11 protein-coding genes are annotated in these 13,426 nt (G+C 72.3%); 3 read left to right on the top strand and 8 right to left on the bottom strand.

Going from position 1 to position 13,426, the window contains the following annotated elements:
- Window positions 1-32: 32 nt before the first annotated feature.
- The 4 genes from HD595_RS34135 to pgsA are packed head-to-tail and all read right to left on the bottom strand — an operon-like array spanning window position 33 to window position 3,206.
- Entirely contained in the window at window positions 33-575 is a 543-nt protein-coding gene (locus tag HD595_RS34135; protein WP_175594700.1) for a hypothetical protein, read from the bottom strand.
- Window positions 572-1,702 (bottom strand): glycosyltransferase family 4 protein, encoded by a 1,131-nt coding sequence (locus HD595_RS34130; RefSeq protein WP_253776345.1) that lies wholly within the window; start codon window positions 1,700-1,702, stop codon window positions 572-574. Before HD595_RS34130 ends, HD595_RS34135 begins: the two co-directional genes overlap by 4 nt.
- Window positions 1,699-2,607, bottom strand: a complete 909-nt coding sequence (locus HD595_RS34125) for a phosphatidylinositol mannoside acyltransferase (protein WP_253776343.1) — start codon at window positions 2,605-2,607, stop codon at window positions 1,699-1,701. The genes HD595_RS34130 and HD595_RS34125 overlap by 4 nt, the downstream gene beginning before the upstream one ends.
- Window positions 2,604-3,206, bottom strand: coding sequence for a phosphatidylinositol phosphate synthase (gene pgsA, locus HD595_RS34120; RefSeq protein WP_253776341.1), 603 nt, complete (start codon window positions 3,204-3,206; stop codon window positions 2,604-2,606). Before pgsA ends, HD595_RS34125 begins: the two co-directional genes overlap by 4 nt.
- 243 nt (window positions 3,207-3,449) lie before the next feature.
- Here pgsA and HD595_RS34115 point away from each other — a divergent pair, with 243 nt between their 5' ends.
- Entirely contained in the window at window positions 3,450-5,588 is a 2,139-nt protein-coding gene (locus HD595_RS34115; protein WP_420540730.1) for an elongation factor G-like protein EF-G2, read from the top strand.
- A 133-nt stretch (window positions 5,589-5,721) separates the two neighbouring features.
- On the top strand, window positions 5,722-7,293 hold the full coding sequence (locus HD595_RS34110; RefSeq protein WP_253776339.1) for a glycoside hydrolase family 10-like protein: 1,572 nt from the start codon (window positions 5,722-5,724) through the stop codon (window positions 7,291-7,293).
- 18 nt (window positions 7,294-7,311) lie between these two features.
- Here HD595_RS34110 and HD595_RS34105 read toward each other — a convergent pair whose 3' ends face one another.
- From HD595_RS34105 to HD595_RS34090, 4 genes are all read right to left on the bottom strand, one after another.
- On the bottom strand, window positions 7,312-7,842 hold the full coding sequence (locus HD595_RS34105) for an HIT family protein (RefSeq protein ID WP_253776337.1): 531 nt from the start codon (window positions 7,840-7,842) through the stop codon (window positions 7,312-7,314).
- A 58-nt stretch (window positions 7,843-7,900) separates the two neighbouring features.
- Window positions 7,901-9,865: a threonine--tRNA ligase gene (gene thrS, locus HD595_RS34100; protein ID WP_253776335.1), complete on the bottom strand. Its 1,965-nt coding sequence runs from the start codon at window positions 9,863-9,865 to the stop codon at window positions 7,901-7,903.
- 64 nt (window positions 9,866-9,929) lie between these two features.
- Window positions 9,930-10,535 (bottom strand): glycoside hydrolase family 25 protein, encoded by a 606-nt coding sequence (locus tag HD595_RS34095; protein WP_253776333.1) that lies wholly within the window; start codon window positions 10,533-10,535, stop codon window positions 9,930-9,932.
- A 98-nt stretch (window positions 10,536-10,633) separates the two neighbouring features.
- Entirely contained in the window at window positions 10,634-11,527 is an 894-nt protein-coding gene (locus HD595_RS34090; RefSeq protein ID WP_253776331.1) for an LLM class F420-dependent oxidoreductase, read from the bottom strand.
- A gap of 119 nt (window positions 11,528-11,646) precedes the next feature.
- Here HD595_RS34090 and pgm point away from each other — a divergent pair, with 119 nt between their 5' ends.
- Window positions 11,647-13,284, top strand: a complete 1,638-nt coding sequence (gene pgm, locus HD595_RS34085; RefSeq protein ID WP_253776329.1) for a phosphoglucomutase (alpha-D-glucose-1,6-bisphosphate-dependent) — start codon at window positions 11,647-11,649, stop codon at window positions 13,282-13,284.
- Window positions 13,285-13,426: the final 142 nt, after the last annotated feature.

Raw genomic sequence — 13,426 nt, 5'->3', positions numbered from 1 at the left:
GGAAGAAGCTTACCGGCCGGGCCAAATCGGGGTCATTCAGTTGCCATGGCCGCCGGAGGATCGTCGTCGATCTCGAAGAACGACGGGAACTCGGTGTGCCCGGCCAGGCGCAGGGTCCGGGCCAGCCAGCGGCGCTGCGCCGTACGGGTGACGCCCACGGCGTTGTTGTAGAAGCGGCGCGAGTAGACGACCTTGGCCACGGCCGCGTCGAGCTCCTCCAGCAGGTCGGGACCGCCCGGCGCCTCCGACAGCTTCTCCCGGAAGCGCTCCTGGTCCACGGCGGCGCGCAGCGCGCCCGACAGGTCGCTCTCGGCGTGCTCGCGCTCCTCGGGCCCGGCGATGCGGGCCTCGTGGGCCGCGGCGGCCAGCACGAGCGAGGTGGCCGGGTCGAGCAGCCGCGAGCCGGCCAGCTCCAGCACGACCGCGCGGCGGCGCATGAGGGCGGCGTCCAGCGCCTCGCGGGCCAGCTCCAGCCGGATGTGCAGCCGGTCCAGGCGGCCCGCCCGCCAGGAGACGTACACCGCGGTGAGCACCACCACGATGCCCGCGATCAGCACGATCAGGGTGGACGTCACAGGTCTTCCTCCACGCGGCCGGCGCCCGCGGTGGTCACCGTCTCGTACACGCGGACCACGTCGCGCGCCACCGTCGACCAGTCGTACTTCTGGACCGCGACCAGCGCCTCCTCGGCCAGCTTGGCGCGCCGCTCGGGCGCGTCGAGCAGCGCCGCCGCCTCGCGCGCCAGCGACGACGGGTCGCCGTTGGCGAACAGCGCCCCCGCCTGCCCCTCCCCCAGCACCTTGCGGAACGCCGGGATGTCGCTGGCCAGCACGGTCGCCCCGGACGCCATGGCCTCGGCCAGCACGATGCCGAAGCTCTCGCCGCGCGTGTTGGGCGCGCAGAAGACGTCCACCGAGTGGTAGGCCCGGATCTTGTCGGCCTCGCTGACCATGCCGAGCACGGTCACCCGGTCGTGCAGCTCGCGCGGCAGCCGCTCGTAGACATCCTTGGCGTCGCCGGGCCCGGCGATCAGCAGCTTGAGGCCGGGCCGGGCCGGGCCCAGCTCGGCGAAGGCGTCGAGCAGGATCGGCAGGCCCTTGCGCTCCTCGTCCATGCGGCCGAGGAAGCCGATCGTGGCCCCGTCGGGCCCCCAGCCGTCCAGCGGCTCGGCCGAGGTGTAGCGCGCCACCGTCACCCCGTTGGGGATGAGCACGGTGTCGCCGCCGAACTGCTCGACCAGGCTCTTGCGCGCCGCGTCGGACACGGCGATGCGCCCGCTCAGCTTCTCCAGCGCGCTGCGCAGCAGCGGCTCGGCCACGGCGATGGCCCGCGAGCGGGTGAACGAGGCGTGGAAGGTCGCCACGATCGGCCCCTTGGCCGCCCAGCAGGCCAGCACGCCGAGGCTCGGGATCAGCGGCTCGTGGATGTGCAGCACGTCGAACTCGCCCGTGCGCACCCAGCGGCGCACCCGCGCCGCCGACAGGAAGCCGAACGACATGCGCGCCACCGACCCGTTGTACGGCACGGGCACCGCGCGCCCCGCGCCCACCACGTACGGCGGCAGCTCGTCGTCGTCGGCGGCCGGCGCGATGACCGACACGTCGTGGTCCTGGGCGATGAGCGCCTGCGCCAGGTCGTCGATGTGCTGCTTGACCCCGCCCGGCATGTCCCACGAGTAGGGACACACGATGCCGACTCTCATCGCGGCAGGTCCTCCAGCCACAGCCGCTGCAGCATGTGCCAGTCCTCGGGGTGGGCGGTGATGCCCTTCTCGAAGACGTGGGCGAGGCTCTGCGCCATCGCCGCCACCTTCTCCTGGCGGGTGCCCTCGGCGGGCACCGGGATCTCCTCGTGGATGTCGATGCCCCAGTCGTCGCCGTGGAAGTAGACGGTCGCCGGCAGCAGGGCCGCGCCCGTCTGGACGGACAGCAGCGGCGGCCCGGCGGGCATCTTGGTGCGGGCGCCGAAGAAGTCGACCTCCACGCCGCTCTTGGTCAGGTCGCGCTCGGCCGGCAGGCAGACGACGCCGCCTCGCCGTACGCGGATGGCGAGCGTCGCGAAGTTGTGGCCGTCGCCGCCCGTGAGCGGCAGCACCTCCATGCCGAGCCCCTCGCGGAAGGCGACGTAGCGGCGGAACAGCGACTCGGGGCGCAGCCGCTCGGCGACCGTGGCGAACGGGTGGCCCACGCCGACCAGCCAGGCGCCCGCCTGGTCCCAGTTGCCCATGTGCGGCAGCGCCAGCACGACGCCGCGCCCGGCGGCGACGGTGTCGAAGATGTGCTCGGCCCCCGTGACGTGGGTGCGCCGCACGACCTCCTCGACCGGGATGGACGGCAGCCGGAAGATCTCCTCGAAGTAGCGGAAGTAGGAGCGCATGCCGGCCCTGGTCAGCTCGCCCAGCTCGGGGCTGCCCGGGGCGAGCCCGGTCACCCGCGCCAGGTTGGACTCCAGGCGGAGCACGGACTTGCCGCGCCGCGCCCACACCCGGTCGGCGGCCAGCCGGAAGGCGCCCGCGGTCAGCCCGCGCGGCAGCAGCGGCACGAGCCGCCAGCCGGCCGCGAACCCCGCGGCGACGACCCGGTCGGTGACGGACGGCTTCTCGCTCATCGCTCCCTCGTCTGCCGGTGGACGTGGACCACGCGCTGCACCACGGTGACAGCGCTGGCCGCCGCGAGCAACCACATGCCGGCCGCCAGCACGTACGGCAGCCCGAGCCCGGCCAGGAAGCTCGCCACCAGCGCCACCACGAGCCGCTCGGGCCGCTCGGCCAGCCCCACGTCGCACGTCAGCCCCAGCCCCTCTGCCCGGGCCTTGGCATAGGACACCAGAGCGCCCGCCACCAGGCAGAACAGCGTGACCGACGCCATGAGCACGTCGCCTTCGGCGAAGAAGTACAGGATCAGCCCGCAGAAGATGGCGGCGTCGGCGACCCGGTCGAGCGTGCTGTCGAGAAAGGCCCCCCACGTGCTGCCGCCCCCGCCGCCGAGCCGCGCGACCACGCCGTCGAGCAGGTCGAACAGCACGAACACGGTGATCACCAGCGCGCCGGCGGCGAGCAGGCCCGCGGGGAAGAACAGCAGGGCGGCGACCACGGTGCCGAGGGTGCCGATCGCGGTGACGGCGTTGGGTCCGATCCCGTGGCGGACCAGGGCCCTGCCCAGCGGGGTGAGTATCCGGGTGACGGCCGGACGCAGGAGTTTCAGCATCGCGCTCTGATCGTAGGCCATCCCCGGCCCGGCCAGTTTCTTTGCCTCACCCCCCTTGTGATATCCGCCACACGGGTATTTGGTGAACACACCGCGTCTGTTCATGCGGTCCTGCTCCACCCTCCGCGCGGGCGCGGCGTTGGAAGTCGAACCGACGACACGGGAGAGGATGCCCGGCCGTCCGCCTGGCCGCGGGTCAGGCCGCCGGAGCGGGCCGTCTCGTCCCACGAGACCGGAGGCGATGTGGCGGAGAAGAACCCGGGCGCGGCCATGGGAGCCGCGGGCAGGGCACCATCGGCCGACAGTGCGGACGCGATACGCAACGTCGTGCTGGTCGGCCATTCGGGAGCGGGCAAGACGACCCTCGTCGAACAACTGCTGACCGCCACCGGCACCATCCAGCGGGCGGGCCGGGTCGAGGACGGCAACACGGTCAGCGACTTCGACGAGGTGGAGGTGCGCCAGCAGCGGTCGGTGAACCTGGCCCTCGCGCCTCTCACGCACAACGGCGTCAAGATCAACCTTCTGGACACCCCCGGTTACGCCGACTTCGTGGGCGACCTGCGCGCCGGCCTGCGCGCCGCGGACGCCGCCCTGTTCGTCGTGTCGGCGGCGGAGGGCGTCGACGGGCTCACCCAGATGCTGTGGGAGGAGTGCGCCCGGGTCGGCATGCCCCGCGCCGTCGTGATCACCAAGATCGACCATCAGCGGGCGGACTTCGACGAGGTGCTCGCCACCTGCCAGGACGTCTTCGGTGACGGCGTCGCCCCCCTCTACCTGCCGGTGATCACCAACGGGCACGTCAACGGCCTGATCGGGCTGCTGTCGCAGAAGTTCTACAACTACGCCACCGGCACGCGCACGGAGAAGGACCCCGGGGCCGAGTACGAGGGGCGGATCGAGGACTACCGCGGCGTCCTCATCGAGGGGATCATCCAGGAGAGCGAGGACGAGTCGCTCATGGACCGCTACCTCCAGGGCGACCCGATCGACACCAAGGTGCTGATCGAGGACCTGGAGAAGGCCGTCGCCCGCGGCAGCTTCTACCCGGTGCTCTGCTCGGGCATCGGCGTCGGCGCCATGGAGGTGCTGGAGCTGATCACCCAGGGGTTCCCGTCGCCGCTGGAGCACCCGCTGCCCGAGATCACCACCCTCGACGGCAAGCCGGTCGCGGACGTCTCCTGCGACCCGGACGGACCGCTGGTCGCCGAGGTGGTCAAGACCACGAGCGACCCGTACGTGGGCCGCATCAGCCTCGTGCGGATCTTCTCCGGCACGCTGCGCCCGGACATGACCGTGCACGTCTCCGGGCACGGCCTGGCCGAGCGCGGCCACGAGGACCACGACGTCGACGAGCGCATCGGCACCCTGACGTGCCCGCTGGGCAAGCAGCAGCGGCCCGCCGCCAAGGGCGTCGCGGGCGACATCGTCGCCGTCGCCAAGCTGTCGCGGGCCGAGACCGGCGACACGCTGTCGGAGGTGGAGCGGCCGCTGCTCATGACCGCCTGGCAGATGCCCGACCCGCTGCTGCCGGTGGCCATCCAGGCCAAGTCCAAGGCCGACGAGGACAAGCTGTCGCAGGCGCTGGCCCGGCTCGTCGCCGAGGACCCGACGCTGCGGCTGGAGAACAACCCCGAGACCAAGCAGCTCGTGCTGTGGTGCATGGGCGAGGCCCACACGGACGTGCTGCTCGACCGGCTGGCCAAGCGCCACGGCGTCGAGGTGGAGCGGGTGGAGCTGCGGGTGCCGCTGCGCGAGACGTTCGGCGGCAGGTGCCAGGCCATGGGCCGCAACGTCAAGCAGACCGGCGGGCACGGCCAGTACGCCATCTGCCACATCGAGGTCGAGCCGCTGCCCTCCGGCGGCGGCTTCGAGTTCGTCGACAAGATCGTCGGCGGGGTGGTGCCGCGGCAGTTCATCCCGTCGGTGGAGAAGGGCGTGCGGGCCCAGATGGAGCGCGGCGTGGTGGCCGGCTACCCGATGGTGGACGTGCGGGTGACGCTGTACGACGGCAAGGCCCACTCCGTGGACTCCTCCGACATGGCCTTCCAGATCGCGGGCCAGCTCGCGCTCAAGGAGGCGGCCGGGAAGGTGCCGACGCTGCTGCTGGAGCCGGTGGACGAGCTGTCGGTGCTGGTGGCCGACGACTACGTGGGCTCGGTGATGTCCGACCTGTCCTCGCGGCGCGGCCGGGTGCTCGGCACCGAGCCGGTCGGCACGGGCCGCACGCTGGTCAAGGCCGAGGTGCCGCAGCTGGAGATCACCCGGTACGCGATCGACCTGCGCTCGATGTCGCACGGGACGGGGACGTTCACGCGGACGTTCCTGCGGTACGAGCCGCTGCCGTCGCACCTCGCGGGCAAGGTCACGGCGACGGACTGAACGCGGAGTCGGAGAGCGGGGCGCGCCACCGCCGGCGCGCCCCTTTCCATGCCCTTCCTTCACTCCCGCATCACGAATAGATTTCTTTTTTCCGGCCGGAGCATCCGGGACGGGGTGCGAGACTGGGGGCATTATGCGTACCGGACGCCCTCTGCTCGCCGCCGCCGCTCTGGCCGTCCTCACCACGGGTGCCGCTTTCGTCCTCGGCCCCGGCCCCGGTGAGCCGCCCGCGGCGGGATCAGCCAAGAAGAAGACGGCCGCCGCTCCGCCGGCCTCGTGCAAGGCCGACGCCCGCTACCCGAAGCGGCAGTTGCGCGGCGTCTGGATCGCGACGGTCAAGAACATCGACTGGCCGTCCAGGACGGGGCTGACGCCCGATCGGCAGCGCGCCGAGTACGTCCGCATCCTCGACGGCGCGGCCAAGCGCCGGCTCAACGCGGTGTTCGTCCAGGTGCGGCCGGCCTCCGACGCGCTCTACCGCTCGTCGCTGGAGCCGTGGTCGCAGTACCTCACCGGCACGGTGGGCAAGGACCCGGGCTGGGACCCGCTGCCGTTCCTCATCGCCGAGGCGCACAAGCGGGGGCTGGAGTTCCACGCCTGGTTCAACCCGTACCGCGCCTCCTACGACGGCGGCGCGGGCAAGCTGCCCGCCGGCCACCCGGCGCGTGAGCATCCCGGCTGGACCGTCTCCTACGACGGCCGCCTGTACTACAACCCGGGCCTGCCGCAGGTGCGCGAGCACGTCGTCAAGGTCGTCACCGACGTGGTCAAGCGCTACGACGTCGACGGGGTCCACTTCGACGACTACTTCTACCCGTACCCGGGCCAGGGCGGGGCCTTCGACGACCGGGCCGCCTTCGCCAAGTACGGCAAGGGCCGGAGCCTGGCCGACTGGCGCCGCCAGAACGTCAACACGCTGGTCGCCGAGGTCGACGCGGCGGTCCACGCGGCCAAGAAGCACGTGAAGTTCGGCATCAGCCCGTTCGGGATCTGGCGTAACAAGGCGCAGGACCCGGCCGGCTCGGCCACGTCGGGCATGTCGGCCTACGACAGCATCTACGCCGACGCCCGCGCCTGGATCAAGGCGGGCACGGTCGACTACGTGCTGCCGCAGCTCTACTGGCCGATCGGCTTCAAGGCGGCCGACTACAAGGCGCTCATGCCGTGGTGGGCGCGCCAGGTCAAGGGCACCGGCGTCGACCTCTACATCGGCCAGGCCGCCTACCAGGTCGGCACGCGCACCGACAAGGCGTGGTCCAAGCCGGGCGAGCTGTCGGCGCAGCTCACGCTCAACCGCGGGCACCAGCAGGTCGAGGGCGACGTCTACTTCAGCGCCAAGAACGTCCTGGACAACCCGCTCGGCGCCATGGACCGCGTGGTGGCCGCCCACTACGCCCGGCCCGCGCTGCTGCCGCTGATCAAGGAGCGCGGCGGCGACGCCCCGGCCACGCCGGTGGGCCTCAAGGCCGGCGAGGGCAAGGGCGAGGGGGCCGCGCTGACGTGGACGCCGTCGGAGGGGGCGCGCGCCTACGCGGTCTACCGGCTGCCCGCCTCGGGCGCCGACTGCCACACCGTGGACGCCCGCGACCTGGTGGCGCTGGTCACCTCGCCGTCGTTCGCCGCGAACAAGCCCGGCACGTACCTCGTGACGGCCCTGGACCGGCTCCAGCACGAGAGCGGCGCCGCCAGGGTCACCGTGCGCTGACCGCCCCCGGAGGGTCGGTCAGTCCCAGGCGCTCGCGAGCAGGTCGCGGGTGTCGCGCAGGAGCTGCGGCAGCACCTTGGTGCGGGCCACCACCGGCATGAAGTTGGTGTCGCCGCCCCAGCGCGGCACCACGTGCTGGTGCAGGTGGGCGGCGATGCCCGCGCCCGCGACGTCGCCGAGGTTGAGCCCGACGTTGAAGCCCTGCGCGCCCGACGCCCTGCGCAGGGCCCGCAGCGCCCGCTGGGTGAACTCCCCCAGCTCCAGCACCTCGGCCCGGTCCAGCTCGTCGTAGTCGGACACGTGGCGGTACGGCACGACCATGAGGTGACCCGAGTTGTACGGGTAGAGGTTGAGCACCGCGTAGACCACCTCGCCGCGGGCCACCACCAGGCCGTCCTCGTCGCTCATCCGCGGGATGGCGTCGAAGGGGCACCCGTCGCCGGCGCCGGTGCCGCTCGGCTTGCCCTCGCCCTTGATGTAGGCCATGCGGTGCGGGGTCCACAGCCGCTCGAAGTTGTCGGGCTCGCCCGCTCCTGGCTGATCGTGCATATCTAGCAGCATAGGGCCCCCTCCCGGGCGTGGGAGGGGGCCCTATGGCGGCGTGGCGTCAGACCTGGATCCGGCGCTCCACCGCCGAGACGATCTCCTCGACCGCGTCGTCCACCGGCACGCCGTTCTTCTGCTCGCCGCTGCGGTAGCGGAACGACACCGCGCCCTTGGCGACGTCGTCGTCACCGGCCAGCAGCATGAACGGCACCTTGGCCTTCTGCGCGTTGCGGATCTTCTTCTGCATGCGGTCGTCGGAGGTGTCGACCTCCACCCGGACGCCCCGCTCACGCAGCCGCTTGGCGACGTCGTTGAGGTAGGAGGCGTGGGCGTCGGCGATCGGGATGCCGACGACCTGCACCGGCGCCAGCCACGGAGGGAAGGCGCCCGCGTAGTGCTCGGTCAGCACGCCGAGGAAGCGCTCGACCGAGCCGAACAGCGCCCGGTGGATCATGACCGGCGTCTGCCGGCTGCCGTCGGCCGCCTGGTACTCCAGCCCGAAGCGCTTGGGCTGGTTGAGGTCGAGCTGGATGGTCGACAGCTGCCAGGTGCGGCCGATCGCGTCCTTGGCCTGCACCGAGATCTTCGGGCCGTAGAAGGCCGCGCCGCCCGGGTCGGCCACCAGCTCCAGGCCCGACTCGGTGGCCACCTGGCGCAGCGCCTCGGTCGCCTCGTCCCACTCGGCCGGGTCGCCGATGAACTTCTCGGAGTCGTCGCGGGTGGACAGCTCCAGGTAGAAGTCGGACAGGCCGAAGTCGCGCAGCACGCTGAGCACGAACCGCAGCAGCGACTTGATCTCGTCGGCCATCTGCTCGCGGGTGGTGTAGATGTGCGCGTCGTCCTGCGTCATGCCGCGCACCCGGGTGAGCCCGTGGACCACGCCGGACTTCTCGTAGCGGTAGACCGAGCCGAACTCGCACAGCCGCAGCGGCAGCTCGCGGTAGGACCGCCCGCGCGCCCTGAAGATCAGGTTGTGCATGGGGCAGTTCATCGGCTTGACGCGGTAGTCGACGCCCTCCAGCTCGAAGGCCGGGAACATGTCGTCGGCGTACCACGGCAGGTGGCCGGAGGTCTCGAACAGCGACGACTTGGTGATGTGCGGGGTGTTGACGAACTCGTAGCCGGCCTCGGCCTGCCGGCGGCGCATGTAGTCCTCCATCTCCTTGCGGATGATCCCGCCCTTGGGATGGAAGATCGGCAGGCCGCTGCCCAGCTCCGGCGGGAAGCTGAACAGGTCGAGCTCGGCGCCCAGCCGGCGGTGGTCGCGCTTCTCGGCCTCTTCGAGCAGCTTGAGGTATTCGTCCTGCTTGTCGCGGGACTCCCAGGCGGTGCCGTAGATGCGCTGGAGCTGCGGGTTCTTCTCGCTGCCGCGCCAGTAGGCGCCGCCGGAGCGCATGAGCTTGAACGCCGGGATGGACCGGGTGGACGGCACGTGCGGGCCGCGGCACAGGTCCTTCCAGCGCAGCTCGCCGCTCTTGGCGTCGAGGTTGTCGTAGATGGTGAGCTGGCCCGCGCCGACCTCGACCGACTCCTCGTCGGCCGCGCCGCCCTTGAGCCCGATGAGCTCCAGCTTGTACGGCTCGCCGGCCAGCTCCTCGCGGGCCTCGTCGTCGCCGACGGGGCGGCGGGAGAACAGCTGGCCCTCCTTGACGATCTCGCGCATGCGCTTCTCGATGCGCTTGAGGTCGTCGGGCTGGAAGGCGTGCTCGACGTCGAAGTCGTAGTAGAAGCCGTTGTCGACGGGCGGCCCGATGCCCAGCTTGGCCTCGGGGAACAGCTCCTGGACCGCCTGGGCCATGACGTGGGCGGTCGAGTGGCGCACGATGGCCCGGCCCTCGGCGCTGGAGATCTCGATCGGCTCCACCACGTCGCCGTCGGCGAGCCGCCAGGCGAGGTCGCGCTGCTCGCCGTTGACCCGGGCGGCGATGACGGTGCGGCCGTCGGCCTCCAGCGCGTCGCCGGCCGTCGTGCCGGCCGCCACCACACGCTCGGCTCCGGCGAGGGTGATGTGTAGCTCGGCTGACACGGTGGCTCCCTGATGCTAGGCGCCGGGTGGCCCGGATGGCGTCCGGCGGTGATGGAAACCGATGCTATCGCGGGTGATACCCCAGCCTGGTCAGTGCTTGGCGGCTGCCGTCGAACACGTTGCGGTCCACGGGCCGGCTGGAGTACTGGTGGATCGTCCACTCCCCCCACGGCGCGGGCACCTGCGGGTCGCCGCGGGCGTGGCTGGGGCTGGCGATCCACAGCGGGTAGCCCTCCAGGCCGGCGCAGTGGCCGGAGTGCGCGAACGACGGATACGTGTAGACGAACGGGCGCACGCCCGCGTGCAGCTCGACGTAGCGCAACCAGCGGCGGGCGTGCCGGGCGACCTGCTCGGGCTTCAGGCCGTCGCTGGCCTCCAGGTCGAGCGCGATCAGGTCGCCGCGGCGCAGCCCGCCGGCGCGGCGCAGGGCGGCGAGGAAGTGGCGGGCGTGCTCGGCCGCGTCGCCCTTGGGCCGGGCGAAGTGGTAGGCGCCGCAGACGACCCAGTTCTCCCGCATGCCCTGCCAGTTGCGGCTGAAGTAGCGGTCGGTGAAGTCGCCGCCCTCTGTGGCCTTGGCGAAGGCGAAGGCGACGCCCTCCTCGGCGTGGTGGGCCCAGTCGACCCGGCCCTGCCAGTTGGACACGTCGATGCCATGCAGCAAGCGCTTCACCTTGTGGAAGTCTAGGCGCGCGCCTCCCGGCGGGCTCCCCGACGCGCCGTCGGCCTTCCGGCGGGGCCCGAGCCGCCGTCAGGAGAGCCGGGCCGCCGTCAGAGGAGCCGGCCGAGCAGCGCGAGCGTGCGCTCGCTCTTGGAGTAGGGCGAGGCCACGAAGTCCGTCACGCCGGCCCGGCGCAGCTCGTCGAGCTGGGCCAGCACGGAGTCCTCGTCGCCCACGACGGCCACCTCGCCGGGCCCCGAGACGCCTTCCTTGTCGAGCATGGCGCGGTACGACGGGAGCTGGCCGTACATGGAGAAGACCTCGTCGGCGCGGGCCCGCGCGGCCTCGGGGTCGTCGGTGACGCAGACCGGCAGGGCGCAGACGACGCGCGGCCGCGGGCGGCCCGCCTCCTCTGCGGCGGCGGTGATGGCCGGGACGACGTGCCGGGTGACGGTCCGCGGGCCGGTCATCCACAGCACGGTGCCGTCGGCGCGGGAGCCGGCCAGCTTGAGCATGCGCGGCGCGAGCGCGGCGATGAGGACCGGCATGCCGGCACCGGGCGTGCTCAGCCGGATGTCGGCCTTCAGCGTCTCGCCCTGGACGTGGACGTGCTCGCCGCGGGTGGCGGGCAGCAGGATGTCGAGGTACTCGGCCATGTGCCGGGCCGGGCGCTCGAAGCTGTAGCCGAACATGTTCTCGATGACGACCTGGTGCGACAGGCCGATGCCGAGCGTCAGCCGGCCGCCGAGCGCGGCGTTGGCGGTCATCGCCTGCTGGGCGAGCGCGGCCGGGTGGCGCGGGTAGGTGGGCACCACGGCGGTGCCGAGCTCGATGCCCGGCGTGCGGGCCCCCGCGACGGCCAGGGCGGTGAGCGCGTCGAGGCCGAAGATGTGCGACATCCACGCCGAGGCGAAGCCCGCGTCGCGCGCCGCGGCGATGCCGTCGCCCAGCTCCTTGATGGGGTCCGGGCCCGTGGGCTCGTTCAGGAACAGTCCGATGCGCATGGTGACCGAGCTCCGTTCTGGTCTGGTGAGCGCGAGTCTAACCGCGGCTCCCCGGGGGGTCGTCACGCGACACGGGAGATCGCCGAGGCATCCGCGAGGGGCGTTTGTAAGGTGGGAACATGAGCCACGACCGCGCCGGAACGCCCGCCCAGCCCGCCGACCTCGTCGACGTCGCCCGGCTGGTCACCGCCTATTACGCCCTCCACCCGGATCCCGGGGAGGTGGCGCAGCGGGTGGCGTTCGGCACCTCCGGGCACCGCGGCTCCGCGCTCGACACCGCCTTCAACGAGGACCACATCCTGGCCACCACCCAGGCGATCTGCGAGTACCGCGCGGCCCAGGGCACCGACGGGCCGCTGTTCCTCGGCGCCGACACGCATGCGCTGTCGGAGCCGGCCCGGGTGTCGGCGCTGGAGGTGCTGGTGGCCAACGGGGTGGACGTGCTGGTGGACTCCCGCGACGGCTACACGCCGACGCCGGCCGTCTCGCACGCGATCCTCACCCACAACCGGGGCCGCTCGACCGGGCTGGCCGACGGCGTCGTGGTCACGCCGTCGCACAACCCGCCGGCCGACGGCGGCTTCAAGTACAACCCGCCCAACGGCGGGCCGGCCGACACCGGGGCCACCTCGTGGATCCAGGACCGGGCCAACGAGCTGCTGGCCGCCGGGCTGGCCGGGGTGAAGCGCGTGCCGTACACCAGGGCGCGGCGCGAGGCGGGCCGCCACGACTTCCTCGGCGCGTACGTGGACGACCTGCCGTCCGTGGTGGACCTCGACGCGATCCGCGCGGCCGGGGTGCGGATCGGCGCCGACCCGCTGGGCGGGGCGAGCGTGGCCTACTGGGGCGAGATCGCCGAGCGGCACCGGCTGGACCTCACCGTGGTCAACCCGCTGGTGGACCCGACGTGGCGGTTCATGACGCTCGACTGGGACGGCAAGATCCGCATGGACTGCTCGTCGCCGTACGCAATGGCGTCGCTGATCGCCGGCCGCGACCGCTTCGACGTCGCGACCGGCAACGACGCCGACGCCGACCGGCACGGGGTCGTCACCCCGGACGGCGGGCTGCTCAACCCCAACCACTACCTGGCGGTCGCGATCGACTACCTGTACGCGCACCGCGACGGCTGGCCGGCCGGCGCCGGGGTGGGCAAGACGATGGTGAGCAGCTCGATCATCGACCGGGTGGCGCAGTCGCTGGGGCGGCGCCTGTACGAGGTGCCGGTCGGGTTCAAGTGGTTCGTGCCCGGGCTGCTCGACGGCTCGCTCGGGTTCGGCGGCGAGGAGAGCGCCGGCGCGTCGTTCCTGCGCCGCGACGGCTCGGTGTGGACGACCGACAAGGACGGCATCATCCTGGCGCTGCTCGCCTCGGAGATCACGGCGGTGACCGGCGCGTCGCCGAGCGCCCGCTACCGGGAGCTGACCGCCCGCTTCGGCGACCCGGCCTACGCCCGGGTGGACGCGCCGGCGACGCGCGAGGAGAAGGCGGTGCTGGGCCGGCTGTCGGCCGACCAGGTGACGGCGACCAGCCTGGCCGGGGAGCCGATCACGTCGGTGCTGACCCGCGCGCCGGGCAACGACGCGGCGCTCGGCGGGGTGAAGGTGGCCACCGAGAGCGCGTGGTTCGCGGCGCGGCCGTCGGGCACCGAGGACGTGTACAAGATCTACGGCGAGTCGTTCAAGGGACCGGAGCACCTGGCCAAGGTCCAGGAGGAGGCCCGGGCGCTGGTCTCCGCGACGCTCGCGGGGGCCTGACGAGGCCGCTGATGCCGTTGGGGGCATGGCGAGCTGCGATAAACCCGGGCAAAATGGGGCGGCAGCGGCTGTTTGGCGTACAAGATGGCGACATTCTGCGATGATCTCGTCGTTGGACAGCCTGAGTATGTAGCCCCCCACG

The sequence above is a fragment of the Nonomuraea roseoviolacea subsp. carminata genome (assembly GCF_024172185.1).
GTDB classification, from domain to species: domain Bacteria; phylum Actinomycetota; class Actinomycetes; order Streptosporangiales; family Streptosporangiaceae; genus Nonomuraea; species Nonomuraea roseoviolacea.
The sequence above is the reverse complement of the archived record's forward strand: the minus strand, read 5'-3'. Positions and strand labels throughout refer to the sequence as shown.

Excerpts from the sequence above, each read along its gene's own strand:
- HD595_RS34130 (WP_253776345.1), bottom strand. The coding sequence starts at position 1,702 with ATGAGAGTCGGCATCGTGTGTCCCTACTCGTGGGACATGCCGGGCGGG.
- HD595_RS34125 (WP_253776343.1), bottom strand. The coding sequence starts at position 2,607 with ATGAGCGAGAAGCCGTCCGTCACCGACCGGGTCGTCGCCGCGGGGTTC.
- pgsA (WP_253776341.1), bottom strand. The coding sequence starts at position 3,206 with ATGCTGAAACTCCTGCGTCCGGCCGTCACCCGGATACTCACCCCGCTG.
- HD595_RS34110 (WP_253776339.1), top strand. The coding sequence starts at position 5,722 with ATGCGTACCGGACGCCCTCTGCTCGCCGCCGCCGCTCTGGCCGTCCTC.
- HD595_RS34105 (WP_253776337.1), bottom strand. The coding sequence starts at position 7,842 with ATGCACGATCAGCCAGGAGCGGGCGAGCCCGACAACTTCGAGCGGCTG.
- HD595_RS34090 (WP_253776331.1), bottom strand. The coding sequence starts at position 11,527 with ATGCGCATCGGACTGTTCCTGAACGAGCCCACGGGCCCGGACCCCATC.
- pgm (WP_253776329.1), top strand. The coding sequence starts at position 11,647 with ATGAGCCACGACCGCGCCGGAACGCCCGCCCAGCCCGCCGACCTCGTC.